At 66.8% G+C, this 24,774-nt stretch carries 23 protein-coding genes and 1 riboswitch; of the genes, 12 read left to right on the top strand and 11 right to left on the bottom strand.

Annotation, left to right across the window (positions count from 1 at the left end; genetic code table 11):
- Positions 1–16 precede the first annotated feature (16 nt).
- The 9 genes from ACE3OK_RS06070 to ACE3OK_RS06030 all read left to right on the top strand — a co-directional run bounded on the left by ACE3OK_RS06070 (position 17) and on the right by ACE3OK_RS06030 (position 10,177).
- A complete protein-coding gene (locus ACE3OK_RS06070; protein WP_374248657.1) occupies positions 17–2,155 on the top strand; it encodes a bi-domain-containing oxidoreductase in 2,139 nt (712 codons plus the stop codon).
- Positions 2,152–3,249, top strand: coding sequence for a non-hydrolyzing UDP-N-acetylglucosamine 2-epimerase (wecB, locus tag ACE3OK_RS06065; protein WP_374248656.1), 1,098 nt, complete (start codon positions 2,152–2,154; stop codon positions 3,247–3,249). The genes ACE3OK_RS06070 and wecB overlap by 4 nt, the downstream gene beginning before the upstream one ends.
- Positions 3,250–3,417: 168 nt before the next feature.
- Positions 3,418–3,816: a helix-turn-helix domain-containing protein gene (locus ACE3OK_RS06060; RefSeq protein WP_374248655.1), complete on the top strand. Its 399-nt coding sequence runs from the start codon at positions 3,418–3,420 to the stop codon at positions 3,814–3,816.
- Between the two features lie 2 nt (positions 3,817–3,818).
- On the top strand, positions 3,819–4,391 hold the full coding sequence (locus tag ACE3OK_RS06055; RefSeq protein ID WP_374248654.1) for a PIN domain-containing protein: 573 nt from the start codon (positions 3,819–3,821) through the stop codon (positions 4,389–4,391).
- 170 nt (positions 4,392–4,561) lie between these two features.
- Positions 4,562–5,977 carry a heparinase II/III family protein gene (locus ACE3OK_RS06050; protein ID WP_374248653.1) on the top strand — a complete coding sequence of 472 codons (1,416 nt, stop codon included), beginning with the start codon at positions 4,562–4,564 and terminating at the stop codon, positions 5,975–5,977.
- Positions 5,977–7,203, top strand: a complete 1,227-nt coding sequence (locus ACE3OK_RS06045) for a glycosyltransferase family 4 protein (RefSeq protein ID WP_374248652.1) — start codon at positions 5,977–5,979, stop codon at positions 7,201–7,203. Before ACE3OK_RS06050 ends, ACE3OK_RS06045 begins: the two co-directional genes overlap by 1 nt.
- On the top strand, positions 7,203–8,333 hold the full coding sequence (locus ACE3OK_RS06040; protein ID WP_374248651.1) for a nucleotidyltransferase family protein: 1,131 nt from the start codon (positions 7,203–7,205) through the stop codon (positions 8,331–8,333). The genes ACE3OK_RS06045 and ACE3OK_RS06040 overlap by 1 nt, the downstream gene beginning before the upstream one ends.
- A 244-nt stretch (positions 8,334–8,577) precedes the next feature.
- Positions 8,578–8,916: a helix-turn-helix transcriptional regulator gene (locus tag ACE3OK_RS06035; RefSeq protein ID WP_374248650.1), complete on the top strand. Its 339-nt coding sequence runs from the start codon at positions 8,578–8,580 to the stop codon at positions 8,914–8,916.
- Positions 8,906–10,177: a type II toxin-antitoxin system HipA family toxin gene (locus ACE3OK_RS06030; RefSeq protein ID WP_374248649.1), complete on the top strand. Its 1,272-nt coding sequence runs from the start codon at positions 8,906–8,908 to the stop codon at positions 10,175–10,177. The genes ACE3OK_RS06035 and ACE3OK_RS06030 overlap by 11 nt, the downstream gene beginning before the upstream one ends.
- 63 nt (positions 10,178–10,240) lie before the next feature.
- Here the strand turns inward: ACE3OK_RS06030 and ACE3OK_RS06025 are convergent, their stop codons facing one another.
- From ACE3OK_RS06025 to ACE3OK_RS06000, 6 genes are read right to left on the bottom strand one after another with little or no spacing between them, the layout of a single operon-like run.
- Positions 10,241–11,053: a hypothetical protein gene (locus tag ACE3OK_RS06025; protein ID WP_374248648.1), complete on the bottom strand. Its 813-nt coding sequence runs from the start codon at positions 11,051–11,053 to the stop codon at positions 10,241–10,243.
- A 52-nt stretch (positions 11,054–11,105) separates the two neighbouring features.
- The gene (locus ACE3OK_RS06020) at positions 11,106–11,585 is read right to left on the bottom strand and encodes a lasso peptide biosynthesis B2 protein (protein WP_374248647.1); all 480 of its coding nucleotides are present in this window, start codon (positions 11,583–11,585) and stop codon (positions 11,106–11,108) included.
- Complete coding sequence (locus tag ACE3OK_RS06015; protein WP_374248646.1) at positions 11,582–11,848, bottom strand: PqqD family protein; 267 nt, start codon at positions 11,846–11,848, stop codon at positions 11,582–11,584. The genes ACE3OK_RS06020 and ACE3OK_RS06015 overlap by 4 nt, the downstream gene beginning before the upstream one ends.
- 26 nt (positions 11,849–11,874) lie before the next feature.
- Positions 11,875–12,024, bottom strand: a complete 150-nt coding sequence (locus ACE3OK_RS06010; RefSeq protein WP_374248645.1) for a lasso RiPP family leader peptide-containing protein — start codon at positions 12,022–12,024, stop codon at positions 11,875–11,877.
- Between the two features lie 46 nt (positions 12,025–12,070).
- Positions 12,071–12,667 carry a hypothetical protein gene (locus tag ACE3OK_RS06005; RefSeq protein WP_374248644.1) on the bottom strand — a complete coding sequence of 199 codons (597 nt, stop codon included), beginning with the start codon at positions 12,665–12,667 and terminating at the stop codon, positions 12,071–12,073.
- Positions 12,668–12,699: 32 nt separating this feature from the next.
- Positions 12,700–13,263: a hypothetical protein gene (locus tag ACE3OK_RS06000; protein WP_374248643.1), complete on the bottom strand. Its 564-nt coding sequence runs from the start codon at positions 13,261–13,263 to the stop codon at positions 12,700–12,702.
- Between the two features lie 209 nt (positions 13,264–13,472).
- Here ACE3OK_RS06000 and ACE3OK_RS05995 point away from each other — a divergent pair, with 209 nt between their 5' ends.
- Genes ACE3OK_RS05995 through ACE3OK_RS05985 form a run of 3 tightly spaced genes read left to right on the top strand, consistent with a single transcriptional unit; the run spans position 13,473 to position 18,215 of the window.
- Positions 13,473–15,329: an asparagine synthetase B gene (locus ACE3OK_RS05995; protein ID WP_374248642.1), complete on the top strand. Its 1,857-nt coding sequence runs from the start codon at positions 13,473–13,475 to the stop codon at positions 15,327–15,329.
- On the top strand, positions 15,301–17,055 hold the full coding sequence (locus tag ACE3OK_RS05990; protein ID WP_374248641.1) for an ABC transporter ATP-binding protein: 1,755 nt from the start codon (positions 15,301–15,303) through the stop codon (positions 17,053–17,055). The genes ACE3OK_RS05995 and ACE3OK_RS05990 overlap by 29 nt, the downstream gene beginning before the upstream one ends.
- Before the next feature lie 26 nt (positions 17,056–17,081).
- On the top strand, positions 17,082–18,215 hold the full coding sequence (locus ACE3OK_RS05985; protein WP_374248640.1) for an MraY family glycosyltransferase: 1,134 nt from the start codon (positions 17,082–17,084) through the stop codon (positions 18,213–18,215).
- A gap of 21 nt (positions 18,216–18,236) precedes the next feature.
- Here ACE3OK_RS05985 and ACE3OK_RS05980 read toward each other — a convergent pair whose 3' ends face one another.
- From ACE3OK_RS05980 to ACE3OK_RS05960, 5 genes are all read right to left on the bottom strand, one after another.
- Positions 18,237–19,838, bottom strand: a complete 1,602-nt coding sequence (locus tag ACE3OK_RS05980) for an EAL domain-containing protein (protein WP_374248639.1) — start codon at positions 19,836–19,838, stop codon at positions 18,237–18,239.
- Positions 19,839–19,914: 76 nt separating this feature from the next.
- Positions 19,915–20,586: a putative metalloprotease CJM1_0395 family protein gene (locus ACE3OK_RS05975; protein ID WP_374248638.1), complete on the bottom strand. Its 672-nt coding sequence runs from the start codon at positions 20,584–20,586 to the stop codon at positions 19,915–19,917.
- 84 nt (positions 20,587–20,670) lie between these two features.
- Positions 20,671–21,246: a nicotinamide riboside transporter PnuC gene (gene pnuC / locus ACE3OK_RS05970; RefSeq protein WP_374248637.1), complete on the bottom strand. Its 576-nt coding sequence runs from the start codon at positions 21,244–21,246 to the stop codon at positions 20,671–20,673.
- Positions 21,243–23,399 carry a TonB-dependent siderophore receptor gene (locus ACE3OK_RS05965; protein ID WP_374248636.1) on the bottom strand — a complete coding sequence of 719 codons (2,157 nt, stop codon included), beginning with the start codon at positions 23,397–23,399 and terminating at the stop codon, positions 21,243–21,245. The genes pnuC and ACE3OK_RS05965 overlap by 4 nt, the downstream gene beginning before the upstream one ends.
- 61 nt (positions 23,400–23,460) lie before the next feature.
- Positions 23,461–23,556, bottom strand: a riboswitch (TPP riboswitch).
- Entirely contained in the window at positions 23,550–24,710 is a 1,161-nt protein-coding gene (locus tag ACE3OK_RS05960) for a phosphotransferase enzyme family protein (protein ID WP_374248635.1), read from the bottom strand. Its footprint overlaps the riboswitch before it by 7 nt.
- Positions 24,711–24,774 lie beyond the last annotated feature (64 nt).

Below are 24,774 nucleotides of genomic sequence, written 5' to 3'. Positions count from 1 at the left end.
CATGGTTGCTTCATAAATGAAACAAATCCTCCAAAGCCTGAAAACCGGCCAGACCTCGTTGCTGGACGTACCCGCCCCGCGGCCTGCGTCCGGGCAGCTGGCCATCCACACCCATGCCACGCTGGTGTCCGCCGGCACCGAACGCATGCTGGTGGAATTCGGCAAGGCGGGCTGGATTGCCAAGGCCCGCAGCCAGCCGGACAAGGTGCGGATGGTGCTGGACAAGGTGCGTACCGACGGCCTGGCGGTCACCTTGGAGGCGGTGCGCAGCAAGCTGGACCAGCCGTTGGCGCTGGGGTATTGCCATGTCGGCACGGTGGCGGAGTTGGGGCGTGGCGTTAGCGGGTTCGCCGTGGGCGACCGCGTGGTGAGCAACGGCAAGCATGCCGAAGTGGTGTGCGTGCCGCAGACGTTGTGCGCGAAAGTGCCGGCCAGCGTGAGCGATGAGGCGGCCGCCTTCACGGTGCTGGCGGCGATCGGGTTGCAGGGCATCCGGCTGGTGCAACCCACGTTGGGCGAGTGCGTGGTGGTCACCGGGTTGGGCCTGATCGGCCTGCTCACCGTGCAGATGCTGCGTGCGCAGGGTTGCCGGGTGATGGGCATCGACTACGACCCGGCGCGCTGCGCGCTGGCGCACCGCTTCGGTGCGGAAGTTGTGGTGAACCCGGGGGACGGCGAAGACGTGCTGGCCGTGGCGCATGCGTTCTCGCGCGGGCGCGGCGTGGATGCGGTGCTGATCACGGCATCCACCAGGAGCAGCCAGCCGGTGCACGAGGCGGCGCAGATGTGCCGCAAGCGCGGCCGCATCGTGCTGGTGGGGGTGACCGGGCTGGAGCTGTCGCGCGCGGATTTCTACGAAAAGGAGCTGAGCTTCCAGGTCAGCTGCAGCTACGGCCCGGGCCGTTACGACCCGGCGTATGAGGAGGCCGGGCAGGATTACCCGGTGGGGTTCGTGCGCTGGACCGAGCAGCGCAATTTCGAAGCGGTGCTGGACATGCTGGCCAGCGGCACGCTGGATGTCGCGCCGCTGGTGTCGCATCGCTTCCCGCTGGAGCAGGCCGAGGCGGCCTACGCCCTGCTGTCCTCCAGCGAGCCGTCGCTGGGCATCGTGCTGGAGTATCCGCGCAACGACCCGGCGCGGCTTGTCGAACGCAGCGTCGTGTTGGCCGAACCTGCGGCCGTTGCAACGGGCGCGCGCGGCGTGATGGCATTCATCGGCGCGGGCAATTATGCCGAGCGCGTGTTGATCCCGGCGTTCAAGGCGGCGGGTGCGCAGTTGCATGCCGTTGCCAGTGGCGGCGGTGTCAGCGCGGTGCATGCGGGGCGCAAGTACGGGTTCCGCCAGGCTTCCACGGATTGGGCTGCCTGCGTGGCCGACCCGGTGGTGGATACCGTGGTGATTGCCACCCGCCACGACGCCCATGCACGGCAGGTATTGGCGGCGCTGCGGGCCGGCAAGCACGTGTTCTGCGAAAAGCCGCTGTGCCTGACGCTGGAGGAGTTGGCCGAGATCGAGCAGGAAGCGCGGGCCCGCCCGCGGCAATTGCTGATGCTGGGCTTCAACCGCCGCTTTGCGCCGCAGGTGGTGAAGATCAGGCAATTGCTGGCCACGGTGGCCGAACCCAGGAACTTCATCATGACCGTGAATGCCGGCGCCATTCCGGCCGAGCACTGGACGCAGGACAAGGCCGTGGGCGGCGGGCGCATCGTCGGCGAGGGCTGCCACTTCATCGACCTGCTGCGGCACCTGGCCGGCGCACCCATTTGCGACATGCAGGCGATGGCCGTGGGTGCGCATCCCGCGGTGGCGGTGCGCGACGACAAGGCCACGCTGATGCTGCGCTTTGCCGATGGTTCGACAGGCACCCTCCACTATCTGGCCAATGGCGACAAAGGCTTCCCCAAGGAGCGCCTGGAGGTGTTCTGTGCCGGCCGTGTCCTGCAGTTGGACAACTTCCGCAAATTGCGCGGCTGGGGTTGGAAGGGGTTTTCGAGGATGAACCTGTGGCGTCAGGACAAGGGTCAGACGATGTGCGCCAAGGCATTCACGGATGCGGTGCGCAGCGGTGCGCCAGCCCCCATTCCGCTGGATGAGGTACTGGAAGTGAGTCGCGCCAGCATCGAGGCGCAGCAGACGCTGGAGGGCAGGGCATGAGTGTGCTGGTTGACGTCATCGCGGGCGCGCGCCCCAATTTCATGAAGATCGCGCCGATCCTGCATGCCATGCAGGCGCGGCGCGAGGCCGGTGGGCCGCTGCGCTGGCGACTGGTGCATACCGGCCAGCATTACGACCCGCGCATGTCGGGGGAGTTCTTCGCGCAGCTGGGCATCCCCGCGCCGGACGTGAACCTGGAGGTGGGGTCCGGCACGCAGGCCGAGCAGACCGCTGGGGTCATGATTGGTTACGAGAAATTGCTGCTGGCGCAGCGCAGCGCCTGCTGCCTGGTGGTGGGTGATGTCACGTCCACCATGGCCTGTGCCATCACCGCGCAGAAATTGCACGTGCCGGTGGCGCACGTGGAAGCCGGCATCCGTTCCGGTGACTGGACCATGCCCGAGGAAATCAACCGGCTGGCCACCGATGCGGTGACCAACTGGTTCTTCACCACGAGTGACCACGCCAACACGAACCTGCAGCGTTCCGGCGTTGGCGAGGAACGCATCTTCTTCGTCGGCAACACCATGATCGATACGTTGCTGGCGAACATGGGCCGCCTGCGCGCACCCGACTTCGTGCAGCAGCACGGCTTGCAGCCCGGTGGCTATGTCGTCACCACGCTGCACCGCCCGGCCAACGTGGACAGTGCCGACGGCTTCGGCCGCCTGTTGCGTGCGATTGGCGACGGCTGCCGCGGCTTGCCAGTGGTGTTCCCGGTGCATCCGCGCACGGCCAAGACCCTGCGCGAGCTGCCCGATTTCCCGGCCAACCTGCTGCTGATCGACCCGCAGCCTTACCTGGAATTCAATTGGCTGGTGAAGCACGCCAAGGGCGTGATCACCGACTCCGGCGGCATCACCGAGGAGACCACGGTGATGGGCGTGCCCTGCCTGACCCTGCGTGACAATACCGAGCGCCCGGAAACCGTGGAATTGGGCACGAATGAACTGATTGGCACCGATCCGGCCAAACTGGGGCCGGCGCTGGCACGGTTGTTCGACGGCCAGTGGAAGCAGGGGCAGGTACCGCCGCTATGGGATGGCCGGACGGGCGAGCGCATCGTGGCGATACTGGAGCGGCTGTTGGCGTGATTCCTGGTAGCCCAGCTGTCAGGGGTTGAGTTTTCGATAAATTCGTTTGTTTCGAATATTTCGACTAGTGCTATAGTCCTGCCCATCCGCATCGTCACCGGTACATCCCCCATGAGCGCCCCGCATTCCTTGTCGTCTCCCGTGCTCCCCACCCGGCAGGAGGCAGAGTTGGCCCGAACAAGCAGCCGGTTGCTGGCGGCCTGCATCGGCCATGGCGATACCGCGCGGTTGCGGGTGATCGACGGCCAGGACGAGATCGAAGTGCCGGTGGCGGCCCTGCGCTTGCTGGTGGATATCCTGGCCAACATGGCGCAGGGCAATGCCATCAGCGTGGTGCCGATCCATGCCGAGTTGACCACCCAGCAGGCCGCCGATTTCCTGGGGGTGTCGCGCCCCCATCTGGTGGGTTTGGTGGACAGGAACGAGATCCCTCACCACAAGGTGGGAACCCACCGGCGCATCTATTTCCGTGATCTGTTGGAGTACCGCAAGGCGAGCCTGGCGCAGAGCGCCACGGCGCTGGATGCATTGGCGGAGCAGGCGCAGAAAATCGGCATGGGGTACTGAGCGTGGCATCGAGCTTCGTGGCGGTGTTCGATGCCTGTGTCCTGTACCCGGCACCGCTGCGCGACCTGCTGTTGCGGCTGTCCCTTGCCGGATTGTTTCGCGCGCGCTGGACCAATCGCATCCACGAAGAATGGATGGCGGCCCTGCTGCACAAGCGTCCGGACCTGGATCGAGCCCAACTGGAGCACACGCGAGCGCTGATGGACAGGGCGGTGCCGGATTGTCTGGTGACGGACTTTGCGGGCATCGAGGCTGGATTGGTGCTGCCTGATCCGGATGACAGGCATGTGCTGGCCGCCGCCATCAAATGCGGCGCGGGCACCATCGTGACCTACAACCTCAAGGATTTCCCGGAGGCGGTGCTAGCCCCGTATGGCTTGACGGCCCAGCATCCGGACGAATTCCTGGTTCATGCGTGCGACCTTGACATGGTAAGTGTCTGCATGGCGGTTCGGGGCGCGCGCGCGGCCCTCAGACACCCACCGATGGAGGCCGAGGCGTTGCTGGATATCTATCAGGCCCGTGGTCTGGCTACGACGGTGGCGGCGCTGCGGCCGCATGTCGATACGCTCTGATGCGCGCCCGCCTGCTGCGCTATTGGCACACCCTGCGCTGGCTCCGACCAGTGCAGTTCCATGCGCGGCTGTGGTTCCGCCTGTATCGGCCGCGCGTCGATCTGCGGCCGGCACCGGTGCCAAGGTGCTCGGCGGGCGATGGCTGGACAGCTTGTGCGCGCGCAGTCTCCATGACCGGTTCCGACAGTTTTCGGTTTCTGTCGGTGGAGCGCCGCATCGCATCGGCCTTGGACTGGAATCATCACGACTGGCCGAAATTGTGGCTGTACAACGCCCATTATTTCGATGACCTCGTCGCGGACGATGCGGCGGTGCGTGTGGACTGGCACCGCGCGTTGATAGCACGCTGGATCACGGAGAATCCGCCGGCGCAGGGTAACGGTTGGGAGCCGTATCCGGCATCGCTGCGCATCGTCAATTGGCTCAAGTGGTTGATGGCTGGCAATGCGCCGGTGCCGGGCATGCTGGACAGCCTGGCGGTGCAGGTGCGCTGGTTGCGCAAGCGGCTGGAGCACCATTTGCTGGGTAATCACCTGTGGGCCAATGCCAAGGCGCTGGTGTTTGCCGGTTTGTTCTTCGAGGGCGAAGAAGCGCGGGCATGGCGTGCCGCCGGGCTGCGGCTGCTGCGGCGCGAATTGCGCGAGCAGATCCTGGCCGATGGCGGGCATTTCGAGCGCAGCCCGATGTACCACGCCATTCTCGTCGAGGATCTGCTGGATCTGTGCCAGCTTGCGGCGCATTTTCCCGGTGTGGTGCCGGATGCCGAGGTGCAAGCCTGGCAGGCCACGGCGGGGCGCATGCTGCGCTGGCTGCGGGTGATGTCGCATCCAGATGGCGGGTTTGCTTTCTTCAACGATGCCGCTTTCGGTATTGCCCCTGAGATTGCCCCGCTTGAGGCGTATGCACTTGCACTGGGGGTGCCTGTGGAGGGTTCCCCGATGCAGGCAATGGAGGTACTGCCAAGTTCCGGCTACATGCGCCTGCAAATGGGGCCGGCCGTGCTGCTGGCCGATCTGGCCCCCATCGGCCCGGATTACCTGCCCGGCCATGCGCATGCCGATACACTCAGCTTCGAGCTGTCATTGCATGACCGGCGCATGCTGGTGAACAGCGGTACGTCCACGTATGGCAATGATGCCGAGCGCCTGCGCCAACGTGGGACTGCCGCGCACAACACGGTTTGGGTGGATGGGCAGGACTCATCCGAAGTTTGGTCCGCATTCCGGGTGGCGCGACGCGCCCGCGTGCACGATGTTGCCGTCTGGCAGGATACCGGCACCTTGCATGTGTCCGGCTGGCATGACGGGTATCGTCGCCTGCCGGGGCGGGTGGTACACCGACGCAGTTGGCAATTGGGCCGCCATGCGCTGATCGTGGAGGATGCGCTTGAGGGCCTTTTCCAGCAGGCGGAAGCCCGCTATTTGCTGGCACCGAGTGCGACAGGCTTGCGCTGGCACGTGCAAGGTGGCGAGGCTTGCTTGCAGCTCGCACACTGGCATCCGCGCTTCGGTGAAGCCGTGCCGACGCAGGTGCTGGTCGTGCGATTCACGGCGGCGGTCTGCCGAGTCGAATTCAACTGGGATTGATGGTAGTGCGCATTCTTTTTCTATCCGACAATTTCCCCCCCGAGGGCAATGCACCGGCCACGCGCCTGCATGAACACGCCAGGAGGTGGGTGCGGGAGGGGCACAAGGTCACGGTCATTACCTGCGCCCCCAATTTCCCGGAGGGCAGGTTGTTTGCCGGATACCGCAATGCCTGGCGCCATGTCGAGATGCTGGACGGTATCCGCGTGGTGCGGGTGAAAACCTACATCACCGCCAATGAGGGGTTTCTCAAGCGCACGCTGGACTACATGAGCTTCATGCTGATGGGGTTCGTGATGGGCTTGTTCGAGCGTCGGCCCGATGTCGTGGTGGCGACCTCCCCGCAGTTTTTCTGTGCCATCGGCGGCTGGGCTTTAAGCGTGGCCAAGCGGCGGCCTTTCGTCTTCGAGTTGCGGGACTTGTGGCCGGCATCGATCGTGGCGGTGGGGGCGATGCGCAAAAGCCTGACCATCCGCCTGCTGGAGAAGGTGGAACTGTTCCTGTACCGCCGCGCCGATGCCATCGTGTCCGTCACCCGGTCCTTTCGTGAGGACCTGGTGGCGCGCGGCATCCATCGCGACAAGATCCACGTGGTCATCAACGGCGTGGATCTGGAGCGTTACGAGCCACGATCACGCGATGCCTCACTGGCCTGCGAGTTCGGGCTGGAGGGCAAGTTCGTGGCGGGCTACATGGGGACGCATGGCATGGCACATGCGCTTCCGAAAGTGCTGGAAGCGGCGGAATTCCTGCGGGAGCGTGATGACATCGCCTTCTTTTTCGCCGGCGCCGGCGCCGAGCGTGCCACGGTGGAACGGCTGGTGGTGGAGCGCGGACTGCACAATGTCCGGCTGATTCCACGGCAGCCCAAGGAACGCATGCCGGCATTGTGGAGCCTTTGCGACCTGGCGATCGTGCCGTTGCGTGATACCCCGGTATTTGCCACCGTGATTCCTTCGAAGATTTTCGAGGCAATGGGGATGGGTGTGCCGATCCTGATGAGCTTGCCGGAGGGCGAGGCAACCGCAATCGTTCGAAATACCCGCAGTGGCGTATGTGTGCCGCCGGAAAATGCGGAAGCCATGGCCATGGAGATTGCACGGCTGGCTGATGCGGAAACCGAAATGGAGCAGCTGCGCAGGCAAGCACATGAAGCTGCACCGCAGTTCTCGCGTGAGCATCTGGCGCGCAGCATGACCGGCATCCTCGAAGGATTGTTGCGGTGATGCAGGCGCACGCCCGCGACAAGAGCGATTTGCGCCAGTGGCTGGCGAGCGCCCTGTTGGCGGGCAGCGTGCCGGCGGATCTGCATGGCGTGCCGATGGCGGATTGGCTGGACTGTGCGAGACGCGAAGGTGTGGTGCCGTTGTTGGAGGACCGGCTGCGGCATGCAGTGGCAGGCGATGCCTTGCCAGCCGGGTTCCGCGAGGCTCTCACCGTGGCCGCACGCGAGGCATTGATGCTGGACATGTACCGCAGCCACGAACTGCGACGCGTGGGGGGCGTGCTTGCCGATGCAAACCTTCGGGTGTTGGTGCTCAAGGGCAATGCACTGGGCCTGTGGCTGTATGCCCGGCCGCAGTTGCGCGTGACCCGCGACATCGACCTGCTGTTCGCTTCCCGTGAAGACGTCGAGCGTGCCGTTGCATTGCTTGCGCGGCATGGCTACCAGCCGGAGCCGGATCCCGGGAAGTTCTTCTTCGAACGCAAGTGCAAGTTGCTGGTGAACGGGGTCAGCCGCGGCGAACTGGACCTGCATTGCAAGCTGCTGAACTCGCCCCTGTTCGGCGATGTGCTCGGCTTCGACGAGCTGTGGCGGGACGCCATGCCGCTGCCGGGCTTGCCGCACGGCGTGCAAGGCCTGTCGCCCGTGCACGCACTGGCGCATGCCTGCCTGAACCGTGCCCTTGATTTGGCGGTGGGCGAACCGGATCCATTGAAGCTGCATTACGACGTGCACCTGCTGGCGGCACGGCTGGATGCGGACGCGTGGCTGCGGTTTGCGGCACTGGCGCGCGAGCGCCGCGTCTGCGGTGCCTGCGCACGCATGTTCAACGAAACCGTGCAGGCATTCGGTACCCGCTTCCCCGCGCCGCTGCTTGCCCAGTTGCAGGCATGCAGCCTGGACGAGCCCCTGGATTGGCAGCGCTTGCAGGATTGGCGCTACATGCAGTGGCGCAGTTTCCTGGCCATGCCACGCTGGGGCGAACGCCTGCATTGGCTGTACGAGCGCCTGTTTCCCACCCCCAGCCGGGTGCAGGGACGCTATGGCAAAGGTCGACGTTTGCCACTGCTGCTGCGCCGCTTCCGACGCGGCCTCGGACTGTTGTTTCAACGGGCCGGGGAACGCCGATAGCCGGGCTCCATCTCGCGAGCTGATTGGCCTCAAGGTTCAGCGGCAAAGCCCCCTCTCCCCCATGTGAATGGATGAGAGATCATCCGCTCTGCGCTCAATGAGCCTATTGCTCCCTCTCCCCCATGCGAATGGGGGAGAGGGTTGGGGTGAGGGGGGCTGGTATCGCGGCTACTGCAGGATTTGATTGTCTTTCATGTAATACGTAAGCATTGATTTGTCGTTTTTACAAGACAATACTGTGCAGGTGGTCAAGCGCACCGCCCGCACCTATTCCCGTTACAGCCTGCAGGCATTGGGTCTGCTGGGTGGCTTGCTGCGCGCGGCCCGCATTGCAAGGAAGATCGGCACCCAGAGTTTGGCTGAGCGTGCCGGGATATCGCGCGACATGCTGTATCGGATCGAGAGGGGGGATCCGCGCTGCGAGATCGGGGTGGTGTTCGAGCTGGCTGCGATCCTCGGTGTGCCGCTGTTCGAGCCCGAGCTGGGTGCGTTGCAGCAGCGCAGTCGTGAAGTCGAGGCCCGGCTGGCGCTTCTGCCCAAGGCGGTGCACGCATCCGGCAGCGATGTGAAAGATGACTTCTGATCCACGTACGCCGCCACGCGAAGCCTATGTCTGGATTTGGCTGCCCGGCCGAATCAAGCCGGTCGTGGCCGGACGCTTGGCGCCCACGCCCGAGGGGTTGCAGTTCAACTATGGCCGCAGCTATCTGGCGCGGACCGACAAGGTGCCGTTATACCTGCCGGAACTGCCGTTGCAGGCAGGCATGCTGCCGTTGCTGACGGGCCTGTCGATGCCTGGCTGTCTGCGCGATGCGGCCCCCGATGCGTGGGGACGGCGCGTGATCATCAACCAACTTCTGGGCCAGGCGGGGCGGGATGCCGATACCACGGTACTCGACGAATTGAGCTATCTGCTGCAATCCGGCTCGGATCGTGTTGGTGCGCTGGATTTCCAGCAGTCTGCAAGCCACTACATTGCGCGAGAGGGAGGCGGGGCCTCGCTTGACGCACTTCTGGAGAGTGCTGCACGGATAGAGCAGGGCCTGCCGCTGTCTCCCGCGTTGGCACACGCCATCCAGCATGGAACCGAAATTGGCGGGGCGCGTCCGAAGGCTACGCTGGAGGGAGGCGGGCGCAAATGGATCGCCAAGTTCTCCAGCAGCACCGATGTGACGCCGGTGGTGAAGGCCGAGTTTCTGGCCATGCGCCTGGCCGCGCTGGCGGGATTGGATGTTGCTGCAGTGGAACGGGTGCAGGCGGCAGGCAAGGATGTGCTGCTGGTGGAGCGTTTCGACCGCGTCGCTGGCGGCGATGGTCGCTGGCGTCGGCGCGCGCTGGTATCGGCGCTGACCTTGTTGGGCCTGGATGAAATGATGGCGTCCTATGCAAGCTACGAGGAGCTTGCGGACATCATCCGTCATCGCTTCACGAAACCGCGGGCCACGCTGCGCGAATTGTTCGCGCGACTGACATTCAACATCTTGTGCGGCAATACCGATGACCATGCGCGCAACCATGCGGCATTCTGGGATGGCGAACATCTATTGCTCACGCCAGCCTATGACATCTGCCCGCAGCCGCGCGCTGGGCAGGAAGCCACGCAGGCCATGAAGATACTGGGCAACAACCGCTTCAGCCGGCTGACAGTCTGCCTGGATGCTGCTGCCCGCTTTCAGTTGTCGGTGGAGGACGCGCGCGGAATCATCGATGGACAGCTGCAGGCAATACGGACGCATTGGGGTGCTGCGTGCGACGCAGCAGGGCTGGGTGAAGCCGAACGCAATGCGCTGCAGGGGCGTCAGTTCCTCAATCCATTTGCGCTGCTGGGTTATGAGGACGCCTGAGGGTGGGGTGCGTGCTGCTGCCGGCGCAAGCGGGCGTGGCGGGCTTCTGCGCGGGCATCGGGATCATTGCGACGCATGATGCCGGGAAAGGCATTGCAGCAATGCGGCCTCCACCTGCGGCAGCACGTCATATCGGCGTGGGTAGTCCAGCCGGTAGCTGATGCCGCGTTGCGCAAGGGCGGCCACCTGGTGGAAATGGCGGCGCAAGGTGTCCTGGTCGTGCACGTCCAGCAGGAAAGCGTGCTTGACCCAGGCCAGGTGCGCCTGCTGGGCCGAAAGGGGTTCCAGGCGGACGGTGTCGGCATGCCCTTCCCCAAGGAAGAACGCTGCGCGCAGCGGGGCCGGCGCATTCGCGAAAGGCAGCAGGCGGTCGGCATGGAAACGCGCCTTGGTGGTGTAACTCACGGCCGGCAACGGCGCGGCGGTGGCGGGCAGCAGGGCCGTGCGGCTGTCTTCCCACAGGCGGATCGAGGGTTGGTTGGGCAGCGCCAGCAGGGTATCGCCGGCCTGCTGCAATTCCAGCCCGTCATCGGTCAACAGCGGGTGGCCGCAGCGGGCCAGAAAGGTGGCCAGCGTGGATTTGCCGCGCCCGCTTTCGCCAAGAAAGGCGACGGCCCCGCCCTGGATGGCCAATGCGCTGGCGTGGAAGACGGCGCGCTGTTGCAGGCTGAGGGCGGCGGGAGCGACCTGGTTGGCGAACAGGTGTTGCAGGGTGGGCGCATCGACACCGGGAACAGGGTGGCAGTCCACCCGGCCATCGACGTGGACGTGGTAATCCGCCAGCCCCGGAAAGCGCATCCGGTAGTGGCCTGCCAGTTTGTGCACCACGCACCACGGGCTGCCGTCCGGCAGCGTCCATTGGTGCAAGGGGGGCATGGGTTCCGCCAGCTGCGGGATTGCCGCATGCAGGTGGAGATGTGGGGCCTGGTCAGTCATCGGAAGGGGCGCTCGTGCGCTGTGAAGTGGGCTGTCCGGCAATCGATTGGAAGGGCGTGTGCGCCAGCACCGGCTGCCCCAATGCCACGCCACCCAGCTCCACCCAGGCGTGCATGTCCGGCAACGCGCCTTGCCGGCGCACCCCCAGCTTGAGGACGGGGGTCAGCCCGCGCCTGCGCAGCAGGCCATGCACCAACAGCGCCTGGCGCAGGCAGGTGGCAGTGACAAGCCCATGCCGCCCCGCAATGGCGGCAAGCCGGGCCAGATGCTGTCCAGCGGCAATGTCGTCAGATGTAGGGCGGCGAGTGGCTTTCGGCCGACTCTGGTGCTCCACCAGCGCCAGTGTGCGCCGATAGCCCAGCAACCGCAGGGCAAGTGCGACCAGTGGCAAGGCAAGGAAGATCAGCCACAACAGGCGGCGTGAATCGCTTGGCAATCGCCGCCATTGCCGCAGGCGTCGCGCCGGGTTCATTCCACCGTGATCAGGCCGGCGGCCTGCAACTGCTCCACCAGTGCCAGCAGGTCCTGCTGGATGCGTTCGGGCGGGGCATCGAACTCCGCGCACAGGCGCGCGTGCACATCCGGCAGCGACGGGGTTTCCCCCAGCAACTGCCAGATGCGGGTACCGACCTGGTTCAGCCCGAAGTAGCGCTCGCCGGCAAGATCCAGCAGGACGGCCTGGTTGTCGCCGTCCTGCGAGAGGACGTGGTTGGAGCGGTGAACGCTTCGAGACATGCGGGCTGGTTTTGGCTATCGACCAATCAGGGCTTCTTGCCCGGAATCGGCTTGCCACCTTCCGACTGACTGGCTCCCCCGCCTTGGGTCAACTCTGCCAGAGTACCGAAGCTGGTCAGGCACGGGGTTTCATAGGGCAGGCGGCTGGTTTGTGGAGTATCAATGGTCTGGCACATGAGGAGGCTCCCTGTGGATGCGAGGTGCGTATGATCGGATGAAAATCTAGAACAGGTAAAGCTGGAGGCTGGTGGCACCGTTGCCGCCTTCAAGCGGAACGGCAATCACACGGGCGCTTCTGGGCAAATTCTTGCCACCTGTCAACAGCAGGCGGCTGGCCCAGTCGTTGGCTTGGGAGTCGTCGGTGAAGCCCGCACTGATCAGGCACCGCCTGCCTTGGCAACGCGTCTGCAGCCCCGTCGCATGCGGCGCATCAGCGGGCATGGCGGCGATGGCTTGTTGCAGCAGGCGGGTTTGGGTCTGTTCGATGCCGGGAAGGGCAGGTTCCCGGGCCATCACCCTGTCCAACTCGGTGGCTTGGGCTGCCGGATTGAATTGTGCTTTTTGCTGCTGGAGCTGTTCCGCCAGCATGCCCGGGCGATAGGTGCCACCGGGGCTTGCAGCAGGACCGGCAGGACGGCTTTGCGCAAGCGCTGCCGTGTCAGCCGGGCTTGCTGCCGCGCTTGCCGGATGACTGGCAAGCGTGGAGATGGCGGCATCCACGGCGGCAAACCGCGAGGACATCTGCTGGTACAGAATGACGTTGCCTGCCGACAGCAGGCAGGCAAACGCCACCAACAGTTGGGTTCGCGATATCGACATGCGCAAGGATGCGATCGATCTTGCGGCGGGGATCAGTACGCGGTACCGATGTCACCTTCGTATTCAACGAACATGTCGTTGAGCTCGGTGTAGCCGGCAAGCGTGCAGCGGACATTGACCGGTGCCAGGAAGCGGCTGGTGGCCAGATTGCCGGGAGTCCAGGTGAAAATGGCCTGAGCACCGGAGTTGGGCAGGGAAAGAGGGTTGGCAACGTCCGGCTGATAGGTGGTGCTACCCGTTTGGCCGTAGAAGCCATCGGTCAGGGTGCACGACATGGTCCTGCCTGTGCCTGCGTAGCGACGTGCCCAGAGTGCGACGAAAGTCACCACGCCTTTGTTGGTCGATTGCGGGGCGTAAACATCGGTCATCAGATTGCAGATGACATCGATGGACGAATTGGTTTTGTTGATCAGGCGTCCTTCGGTGCGGGTCAGTTTGGCATCACTGAGTGCGTCGACACCATGGCAGCTGGCCCCGGCATTCTGGTAGAACGACCGATAGTTGGCGGCGGCGGCCGGCGTGCTGTACAGCGTGCCGCAAGCAAAAGTCAATGCGCCGATAACCACGAATCTTGTCAAGCCGTTCGAACTGCTCATGGATGTTCCCTCCGGTTGGATACGCCTAAAAAGTGAGCATGAATGCACGGCATCGCCGCGCGATGGCAAGCGCGCACGCACGCGACCGGTCGGTCGCAGCCCGCTTTGGGACAACTGTATAGAATCGTCGCGCCCGGGAGTCAAGCGGAATTCGCCGCAGCGTCGGGTTGCACAGGCCAGGGAGGGTGCGGATGCGGGGATTGGCGGGGGTGTTCCGATGGGACGGCGGGCCGGTGGCGGGCGGGTTTGCACCGGCCCCGGCAGCGGACGCCCTGCGGCAGTGGCGGTCACCGGACGGTGGGCTGTGGCTGGCGGCGTGGGGCGCGGAGCATCGCGGCACGTACACGGGCTGGTGCGTGGATGCCGAGGCGGGGCTGGTACTGGTGGCCGATGCCAGCCTGTATGACCGGGACGGCCTGCAATCCGCATTGGGGTTGGCAGGGCCGGTGTTGGATGCGCCCACCCTCTTGCTGCGCGGCTACCAGCGTTGGGGGGAAGGGTTGCCGCAACGGCTGGACGGTGACTTCGCCTTCGTGGTGTGCGATCTGCGCAAGCGTTGCGTGTTCGCGGCCAGCGACCCGATGGGCATGCGGCCGCTGTTCCATCGCCTGTTGCCCGGGGGTGGGTTTGCGTTTGCCACCGCGCCGGAAGCCTTGGCGGCCTGCACCGGGCTGGACGCGCGCATTCCGGAGAGTCGCCTGCTGGAGCCGTTGTTCAATGCCGAGCAACTGGCCCACTTCGAGCCGGAGATCACCGGGATCCAGCGCCTGCTGGCCGCGCAGTGGTTGCGCGCCGATGCCCGCGATGTGCAGGTCCAGCGGTATTGGACGCCGGGCCAGACGCGGCCGGCACTGGCCTCCACCGATGTGGATGGCTGGGTGGAGGCGCTGCGCTGGCATTTGGGCGAGGCCGTGCGCAAGCGGCTGGCCGATGGCGTGCGGGCCGGGGTGATGTTCAGTGGCGGGCTGGATTCTTCCGCCGTGCTGGCGCTGGGATGTGGATACGTGCCGGCAGGGCGGTTGCAGGCGTATTCGGTGCTCGATCGCGGCAACCCGGCGTGTCCCGAAACCCGCGCGATCGACCGCGTGCTGGCGGCCACCGGCGTACCCGCGACCTGCATCGACGTGGCCGACATGCAAGAGCAGGCCGCGGGAGCGCTGGATGCATTGGCGGCATCGCCGCGTTTCGTGTCCGGTCGCAACGGTTTCTTGCCGCTGTTCGACCGGATGGCGGCGGCCTCCGGCGTGGACGTGATGATGAACGGCATCGATGCCGATGCGCTGTTTTTCTACGAAGACTTGCTGGAGCGGCAAATTCGGGCCGGTGGATATGCCGTCGCGCTGCGCTGCGCACGCAAGCAGGACCGCATGGCGGGAGAGGCATGGATGGTCCCCCTGGTGCGGCGTCTGCGCTATACCGCGCACCTGCCTCCGGTGGTGCGCAATGGCGTCCGCAGATGGCGTGGCCGCGCTTCGGAGTGGCCGCGCCTGCATGCCGCCCTGCTGCGAACCGATGCGTGCGAAGCCCTGGGGCTGCGCGCGCGCGCGCGTCGTCACCTGGCATTGTTGCGCCGCCCGCCGCCGCCAGCGGGCGGGCTTCCCACGCAAACCCTGCACGGTGCCGTCAATCTGGATGGCATCGGCCGCTTCCATGCCCGATCCCGCCATTTCGGAGTGGAGATGCGGTGCCCTTTCCTGGACCGTGCGCTGATCGACTTCGCCGCCTGGATTCCGCTGGAGTTGCGGCTGCGCAATGGCCACTTGAAATGGATCCTGCGCAAGGCCATGACCCCGCACCTGCCGCATGCGGTGGCGTGGCGCGGCGACAAGTTCCATCCGGGTTCGCATTTCGACCGGGTCATGCTGCAGCCGGTGTTGGAGCAGGTCGTGCGTGATTTCCACGGCAGCGGGCCGGCGATTGGCCGCTGGATCGATCGCGGGCGCTTCCTTGCGGCCGCGCAGCGCTGGCAGGCGGGGCAGATCGAGGCGGTGTGGGAATTGAAGATGCTGCTGTTGCTGGAACATTGGCTGCAGCACAATGCCGACAAGGTGGCCTTTGGACGGTGATGTCGATGCGGGGCAGGCCGCGATGAAATCGGGCAGTGCCGCCGGCCTGCGGGTCTGGCTGCCGTGGTTGCGCCCGCAGGTGCCGGCATTGCTGCTGGCGCTGGCGTTGCTGCTGGTGCAAAGCATGGCCACGCTGGCGCAACCGTGGCTGGGCGGGGTGCTGGCCGAGCGGCTGGTGCATGCGCAGGCCACCGGGATGTTGCTGTGGGGGCTGTTCGCGCTGGTGGCGGCGCAGGCGGGCCTGGGATACGCCACCACGGTGCAGTTGCAGAAGGTCACCGGGCGGCTGGTGGCCGAGGCGGGCAGCCGGGTATACGCGCATTTGCAGGCATTGCCGCTGGGCTGGCACCACGAGCGCCAGCGCGGCGACGTGCTGGCGTTGCTGACCGGCGACATCCACCGTTTGGGGGGCTACCTGTCGGGCACGTTGGTGCCCTTGCTGCCACTGGCATTCACCTTCATCGGGGCGTTGGCGTTGATGTTGCAGTTGGCTCCGCTGCTGGCCCTGGCAGTGGCCGCGCTGGTGCCGCTGCTGGTGTTGTTGCTCAAGCTCAGCGGGCGGCGTTTGCGGCCGTTGGGGCAGGCCACCATGCAGGCCTGGGCCGACCAGTCGGCGTTGGCGGCGCAGAACCTGGAGCTGTTGCCGGTGGTGAAAGCGTTCGCCACCGATGCGCTGGAGGCGAAGCGCTATCGCGAGGGTGCGCAGCGCCTGCATCTGGCGGAGTTGCGCCAGGTGCGCTGGCAGGGGGCGTTGCAGCCGTTGGTGCAGGTGCTGGGTGCGGGCCTGGTGTTGCTGCTGCTGGGCGTGGCTGGCCGCAGCATCGTGGGTGGGCAATTGCAGGTCGGGGCGCTGGTCAGCCTGTTCCTGTATGGGCTGGTGCTGGTGGGGCCGGTGGGGCAGTTGGCCAATGTCTATGGGCAGACCCAGGGTGCACGCGGCGCGGCGCGGCGCGTGCTGGACGCGCTGGCCGCGCCGGTGGAGCAGGATGCGGGAACGCTGCACGCCTTGCCGCGCGACGGCGACCTGCTGTTCGACGGCGTGGACTTCGCCTACCCCGGGCGGCCGCCGCTGTTCAAGGACTTGCAGTTGCACATCCGTGCCGGCGAGACGGTGGCCATCACGGGGGCCAATGGCGCGGGCAAGAGCACGCTGGCGCACTTGCTGCTGCGCCTGCTGGAGCCGCAGCAGGGCAGCATCCGCGTGGGGGGCGTGGATCTGCGCAAGTTCCGGCTGGCGGCATTGCGCGGGCAGGTGGGATTGGTGGCGCAGCAGGTGATGCTGTTCAACGCCAGCGTGCTGGACAACATCGCCTACGGGCGTGCCGATGCCGGCATGGCCGAGGTGGAGCGCGCGGCGCGCGCGGCGCGTGCGCATGATTTCATCCAGGCGCTGCCGCAGGGGTATGCCACCCGCATCGGCGACCAGGGGGTGAAGCTGTCGGGTGGGCAGAAGCAGCGCATCGCGCTGGCGCGCGCCTTGTTGAAGGATCCTGCGATCCTGGTGCTTGACGAGGCCACCGCGATGTTCGACCCGGTCGGGGAATCGGAATTCATCACCGAGTGCCACGAAGCGCTGCGGGCACGCACCGTGCTGCTGATTACCCATCGCCCGGCCAGCCTGGCCCTGGCGGACCGGGTCTTGCGTTTGCAGGATGGGATGCTGGAAGCTGTCGCGGCAGCGCCTTGCGGGGAAGGCGGCTCCGAATCGATAGAATGTCGCAATTGATGTAAATCCCCCTGGCGCACTCACGCATGTTTCAGACTTTCCTGGGTTTCGACTTCACCATGGCGCTGTTGGCGTTCGCGCTGACGGCGGGTCTGTTGTGGGTCCTGCAACCGGTGGCGCAACGGTTCGGGCTGCTGGACCATCCGGTGGGGCGCAAGGACCACGCGGCCCCCACCCCGGTGACGGGGGGGCTGGCGATCTTCGTGGCCTGCGCGGGGTTGTTCCTGTGGAGCCGTTCCACCAGCCCTGCCGCGCATTCGTTCATGGCGGCGGCCTTGCTGCTGGTGGCGATGGGCACCTACGACGACCTGCGCGACATGCGCTGGTACTGGCGGGTGCTGTGCCAGGCGGCGGCGGCGCTGCTGATCATCTACTGGGGCGGGGTGCGGGTGGAGCAGATCGGCCCGGTGTTCGGCCGGGGAGCGCTGTCGCTGGGCTGGTTGTCGGTGCCCTTCACGGTGTTTGCCACCATCGGCATCATCAACGCGGTGAACATGATCGATGGCGCCGACGGACTGTGCGGCTTGCTGTGCCTTGCCGCGCTGTTGATGCTGGCGGCGGCGGCGATGTATTCCGGCAATGACGTGATCGCCGGACGCCTGTCGATCCTGTGCGGGGCGATGGCGGGGTTTCTGGCATGGAACATGCGCCTGCCGTGGCGGCCGCGCGCCAAGGTGTTCCTGGGCAATGCCGGCAGCGCGCTGGTGGGGCTGGTGATTGCCTGGGTGAGCTTCCGCCTGACCCAGAACCCGAAGCACCCGGTCAGCCCGGTCCTGGCGCTGTGGCTGCTGCCGGTGCCGGTGGTGGACTGCCTGACCCTGATCGTGCGCCGCCTGCAGGCGGGGCGCTCGCCGTTCGCGCCCAGTCCCGACCACATCCACCACATCATGCGCGATGCCGGCTTCGGCCCCACCCGCGCGGCGTTGCACCTGACCTGGTTCAGCCTGTTGTGCGGGCTGTTGGTGGCGCTGTCGATGCAAATGAAGTTGCTGCCCAAGCCTGCCTTTCTTGTGGCCTACATCGGCCTGTGCGTGGGCTGGTACCTGCTGACCCGCAACCGCGACCGTGCGGTGGCCTTCTTCCGGCGCCTGCGCCGTGCCAAGGCTCCTGACGCCGATGCGCAGCCGGTGCTGGGGACGCCGGAGACCGAGCAGGCGTGAGCCTGCGGTGACGGGGCCTGGTCAGCCGGTCCTGCGTGCGGGTTCGGTTTGTTCGGACAAGTGATTGAGCAGGCTGCCGATGGCCATCGACTTGGCATACAGCCACCCCTGCGCGTACTGCACCCCATGCTGGCGCAGGTAATGCGCCTGTGCTTCGGTTTCCACGCCTTCGGCGATCATCGGCGTTTGCAGTGACTTCGCCATTTCGATGATGTGGGCGACGATGTGGCGGGTGACCGCGCCGGTGCCGATGGTCTCGACGAAGGACTTGTCGATCTTCAGGTAGTCGAACCGGACCTGGCTCAGGTTGGACAGACTGGAATAGCCGGTGCCGAAATCGTCGATCGCCAGCGCGATGCCGGCCTCGCGAAGCGCCGTCAACGTCGCGCAGGTGTCTTCCTTGCGCATGAAGACGCTTTCGGTCAGCTCCACCTGCACGTTGGCCGCCGTTGCTCCCATGCGTTCAAGCGCTTTGCGCAGCAGGGGCACGAGGTTGCTGGCAGAACAGAAATCCTCGACGCAGAAATTCAATGCCACGTGGAAGTCGGGATGCAGGGAAAACAGCAGCGCGGCGTCCTGTTCGAAACGGCGGATCAGCCATTCGCGCAGCACGGGCATCAGGCCGGCTTTTTCGGCGATGGGGATGAAGATGACCGGGCTGATCGTTTCGCCGGTGGGACGCCGCCAGCGCATCAGGGCTTCCGCGCCAACCCAGCGGCCGCTGGCCAGTTCCACCACCGGCTGGTATTCCAGCGACAGTTCATTGTTGCGGATGGCGCGGCGCAGCAGCGAGCGAATCGAGGTATTGGCCCTGGCCACCCGCAAGGTCAGCAGCATCAATACCAGGCCGGTGCCAAACCCCAGGCCACCCCAGAGGGGGGCGGTTTTCCGCCACGCCATGTCCACGCTGGCGCGTGGCAGGGCGACAAACACCAGGTAGGCGCTGCGTGGTGATTGCCGCCATACCACCAGGTGGCCCGCGTCGATGAAGCGGCCATGGAGGGCCTTGCCGACATGTGCCGGCCATTGCGGGTTGTAGGAGCCATGTTGCGCCAGCACGACATCCTGCTGGCCGCGCCCCACCACCACGACTTGCCAGGGCTGGTTGGTGGGCACGATGTTGAGTGCGGTGGTGGGGTGGGTGAACAGGGTGTAGCCGCTGGCCGGGTCGGTGGCGGTGACCAGCGGGACATTTTCCGCGCCGGGCAGGTGGACCGCGTTGCGCAGCCAGTAGCCGGTGAGGCTGGTGTAAGTCGGCGCGCCCAGCGGCAGCGCCTGCTGGCCGAAGGCAGAGCAGCGCAGCTGGTTGGCCTGCACGTAGCCGACGTCGGCCAGCAGGTCGTTCTGGAGCAGCATCTTGCGCATCAGGGCGGTCCCCTGCGGCGCACATGGGTCGGGCAGTTGGGCGGCTTTCAGCGTGGCCAGGGCCTGCTCCATCTGGGTGCTGATGCGGGTGACGCGCTCGTAGACCTGGGTGGTCATGAGGGTGATGCCCTCCAGCTGGTTGCGCAGCATGGACTGGCGCGCCAGGTACAGGGCAACTGCGGTAGGCAGCAACAGCATCACGGCGGCCGTGGCCAGCAGCGAACGCGGAATGCGGTGGTTGATTTGCAGAGGAGCCATGGGTGCCGGTGCCGTGGTGTTGTCCCGTGGATTCTGCCCGCTGCGGGGTGGTCAGCGTTGCACAGGCCGGGCCATGTCAGACATGTGCCGAAAGCCGTGCGCCGGGAAGCGCGGATGCCGTGCCGGAGGTTTCGCCATAGGCGCGGCTGGCAGCGGCTTGTTGCGCAGGCTGCGCGCCGTCCGGTGGGGTTTGCTGGTGCAGGTCCAGTTGTGCCTGGGCGATCGCCTGCATGGCCTTGGCGGCCACTCGGCGGTCCTGTGCGGACGGGTCGGCCGGGGCCAGGGCCGCGGCGAGGATGGCGCGCATTTTTTCCAGGGTTTCCTCCGGCTTGCCACGGAGGGGGGCCGTGTCCACCGGCACTTCCCCGCCAACGGCGTAACGCTGGCCGTCGGGACCGCGGGTGAAGGTGAAGCTGGCCGCGCCCACGTAACTGCCGCCGGCGGATTGGTGGGCGGCTTCGTGCTGGTGGACTTCGGTATCGCGCGCTTTCAGTTGCCGCAGCGTGGCCAGTTCCGCGTCCGACAGCCCCCCCGGTGCGGGGGCGTGTTGCTGCGTCGTGGATGGCCCGCGCTGCGGGTTGGGCGGGTGATCGGCGGACTGGTCGGCGTGCGCTCCGGGGTTGGAGGCGGGGCTGGGGGCGTTGTCGGCGGTCAGGCGCGTGGCCACCGTCGCCGGGTCGGGTGCGGGCAGCGGCGGTGGCTGCGCGGGCGATGCCCAGTGCAAGGGGAGCGGGGAAAGCGATGTCACGACCACGACTGCCTGCCTGCCCGGATGGCCCGGTGCGCGCCAGTGATGTGCCGGCCCAGCATACCCCCGTTCCGATGCCGGCGCTCAGGCGCCGCGTTCGGCACGCCGTGCCGCGCGCGTCCAGTCGCGCAGCCCCTTGGCGGCCAGTCCCACGAAGCCGGCGTACAGCAGCGCGGTGACGAACAGGTGCTTGTTGATGAACATGCCGATGTAGACCAGATCCACCGCGATCCACATCCACCATGCGGCGATGTGGCGGCGGTTTTGCCACAGCTGGCCGACCAGGCTGAGTGCGGTGAGCATCGCATCCAGCCAGGGCAGGGCGGCATGGGTCCAGCGCTGCATGGCGTAGCCCAGCAGCAGGCCGGTGGCGATGCCGCCCAGCAGGTGCAGGCCCGCCAACCGGCCGGCCAGCGGGGCCACCCGCACGTGGCCGGTGGTGTCGAGGTGGCGCAGCCAGCGCCACCAGCCGGTCAGCAGCATCGCCACCCACAGCAATTGCAGCAGCACTTCCGAATACAGCCGGGCGTCGAAGTACACCCAGATGTACACCGACACCGAGACCAGCCCCACCGGAAAGCACCACGGGCTGCGCCGCGTGGTCAGCCACACGGCGCTGGCGCTGAGGATGGCTGCGGCGAGTTCGTGCAGGGGGATCACAGCGCCACGCGCAACGACAGCCGGGCCAGCCGCGGCGCGCCGGGGAACAGGTAGTTGTCACCCAGCGAACTGCCGGTATCGCGCCAGTAACGGCGGTTGAACAGGTTGTCCACGCCGATGGTGAGCTGGACGTCGTGGCTGCCCACGCGGCCGGCACGACGCAGGCCGGCGTCGAACACGTCGTAGGCCGGCGCGCGCACCCGGCCGTCCGGCGTGGCGGGATTGGCGGCGGCGTGACGCCAGCCGGCCAGCAGCCACAGTTGCGCCGGCACCGGCAGGCGGTAATCCAGGTGCACGCTGCTGCGCAGGCGCGGCACGTTCACCACCTGGTGGCCGTCGAAGGCGGGGGTGCCGGTGTCCTGCGCCGTGGCCCGCACCAGCATCACGCTGGCAGTGAGCCCCAGTGCATCGGTGAGGCGGCCGGTGGCCGCCACGTCCAGCCCGGCATGCACCTCTTCGCCGTGCTGGACGAAAGTGAAGCCGTAGCTGGAGGCATCCGGCTGTGCGTACTGGTAGGGCTGGCGGATGCGGAACACGCTGGCGTCGATGTCGAGGCGGTCGTTCCAGCGGTACTTGATGCCGGCCTCCACTTGCCGCGACAGCCGCGGTGCGAGGAATTCGCCGTCGTTGCTGGTCCACGATGGCGCTTCCTTGCCCAGCGACAGGCCTTCGCCGTAGCTGGCCCACGCGGTCATGGCGGTGTCCGGCTGCCACAGCAGTGCCGCTTGCGGCAGCGTCCTGTGCAGGACGGCGTCACGCTCCACCACGCCGTGCTTGTCGCGTGCGATGTCATGCAGGCGCGCCGACTGCACGCCCGCCAGCAGTTGCCAATGCGCGCCGAAGGACATGCGGTCCAGCAGCGCGGCGGTGTGCTGCCGGCTGTTCAGGCGCTGCACCCGCAGGCCCGGTTGCTTGGGCGACGGCGCGAACACCGGCGGGTCGAGGTCATCGATGTTGGCGGTGCCCACCCATTCGTTGACGCTGTGCGGGCGGGTGATGCTGCGGTGGAAGGTGGTCAGGCCGATGTCCAGCGCGTGCGTCACCGCGCCGGTGTCGAAATGCCCCTGCAGGTGGGCGCTGGCGTTGTCGGTGACGCGGGTATCGCCGGGATTGCGGTAGTCGTAGACGTCGTAATCGCCATTGGCGGCGAAGTAGTTGCCGGGTGCGCCGCTGGCGCAGGCGGTGGCCGCATAGCAGCCGTAGGCGAACGCCACGTTGTCGTCGATCACGCTGCGGCTGCTGCCGATGGCCAGGTGCAGTTGCCAGTCGTCGTTGAAGGCGTGGTGCAGGCGTGCGCTGGCGTTGGTGGACACCATGCCCACCGGTCGTTGCCACGGCTGGTAGCCCAGCATGCGGGTGGGGTCCGGGTGCGCCGGCAGGGTGGTGCCACCCAGCAACTGGTAGCCGGACACCGAGCGTTGGGCGCTGTCCTGGCGGTTGCCGTCCAGTTCCAGCGTGGTGCCCGGGGCCGGCTTCCAATCGATCGCCAGTGACTGGAAATTGCGCTGGCCGTTGGCATGGCGCACGTAGGAATGCAGGTTTTCCCAGGCCAGGTTGGCGCGCAGGCCGAAACCGGGTGACAGCCAGGTGCCCACGTCCAGCGCGGTATAGGCCGAACCCTGCGAGTCGGTGCCCAGCGTGAGGGTGCGCACGTCTGCAGGGCGCTTGCTGACGAAATTCACCAGCCCGCCCGGCTCCATCACCCCGGCGGAGACCCCGGCCAGCCCCTTGAGCACTTCCACCTGTTGCTTGTCTTCCAGGGCGATGGCCTGCTCGCCGGTGAGGGTGAGGTTGTTGCCGCGGTAGCCGGTGCCGAGGTCCAGCGCGTAACCACGGATGGCGATGTCCTGGTAATAGCCCACCGGCGCGTAGTTGTCGCCCAGTGCCGCGTCTTCGCGTGCCAGTTCGCTGAGGCTGCGGATCTGGCGGTCGTCGAGCTGCTGGCGGCCGATCACCCGGATGCTGGCGGGGGTGTCGCGCAGTGCGGCATTGCCCCAGCCATCCAGGCCGGCCGCGCGCGGGACGGCATCGGCGATGGCGCGCACCGGTGCCAACCGGGTGACTTTCGAGGTGTCGGCGGCATCGTCGGCAGGTGCGGCGGTGGCCAGCAGCGGCAGCAGGGCAAGCAGCAGGGGGGTGCGGGAGAGTTTCATCATCGGCATCGTCTGGGGAGGGGACGAAGCGATGGCGAACGGCTGACGCCCGCGGGCGCACTGCCGTTCCAATCAAGCTCCCTACGCCGGTGCAAACCGGATCAGGTTCCAAGGGACTCTCTCAGCCCGGCCATGCCGGGCACCCCCGCTTCAGGCGCGCATTGAAGCATGGTTGGCGCCGGCCGGGCCAGTGCAATCACGGATCGCGGCCAGCAGCGCCTGCCCGGGCGCGCCGTCGAACCAGGCCGCATGCCCCAGCAGGAAACCGGACCATGCCAGCTCGGCCTGCGCGGGGGCGTGCAGCACGGCATCGAAATAGGCCAGCTCCGACAGCGCGAAATCCAGATGCACCAGCGGCAACAGGTCGGCCAGCAGCGCGGTGTCGGCGGCGGCCAGCGGGCGCACCTCGGCATACCCGCGCAGCAGTGCGCAGGCGGTGTGCGGCCATGCCTCCCGCGTGCCCCGGCCCAGGTGCAGCCAGGCGACGGCGTTGCGTTCGATCGCGGTGGCAAGGTCGTACAGCGCGAAGGTGGGCGCGCACAGGCCGAAGTCGATGATGCCCGCCACCTCGCCCTGCGCGTTCCACAGCAGGTTGGAGGCATGCCAGTCGCCGTGCGTCCACAGCGTCGGCAGCCCGGCGATGCGTGGTTGCAGCCGGCGGTGCCGGGGCAGCAATGGAGCCAGCGCCCGGCGCCAGTCGCGCGTGGCCAGTGCGCCGGCCAGTGCGGGGCGCTGCGTGCATTGCATTTCGATGGCGGCTAGCAGGTCCGGCGCGCGCAGCAGGTCGTCGCTGGCCACCAGCATGCGCGTGCCGCGTTCGCGCAGCGAAAACCCCTGCGCTGCCTGGTGCAGGTGCGCCAGCATGCGTCCGGCGTGGCGGGCGTGGTCCAGCCGTTGCAGTGGCGTCCACGAGGGCGTCTGCCGGTACAGGTCCGTCCCCGGTACCGGGGCTTGCACTTCGTATACCCAGTCGCCCCGCGCCAGCGCGCTACGGCCGGTGGCATCCGCCAGCACCTGTGGCACCGGCAGGCCGGCGGCCCGCAGGTGGGCGATGAAGGCATGTTCCTCGCCCAGGGTCGCCGGCGTGCGCAGCAGGCAATGGTGGCGCTTGACGAACACCGTGCCGCCGGGGGTGTCCACCCGCGCCGCCGCCGCGAACGGTCGCGGGCTGTGCCAGCGCACTTGCAACGGCCCGTGCAGGGTGGGGAAGCCTGCCAGCATCGCCTGCACTTCGTCGTGGGTCAGCGCCGACCAATCCGCCGCGCAGGTGTCGTCGTTCCAGCCCAGCATGCGATGCGTATCGGTGGTCATGCCGGCATTGTCCGGCATCCGCTGCGGGCGGGGGTTTTCCCGGCATCCAGGTGCAGGCCGGGGC

Origin of the sequence: Thermomonas sp. (assembly GCF_041905325.1) — a bacterium.
Classification (GTDB): Bacteria; Pseudomonadota; Gammaproteobacteria; order Xanthomonadales; family Xanthomonadaceae; genus Thermomonas.
Note: the sequence above shows the minus strand (reverse complement) of the source record. Positions and strands in the feature narration are given on the sequence as shown.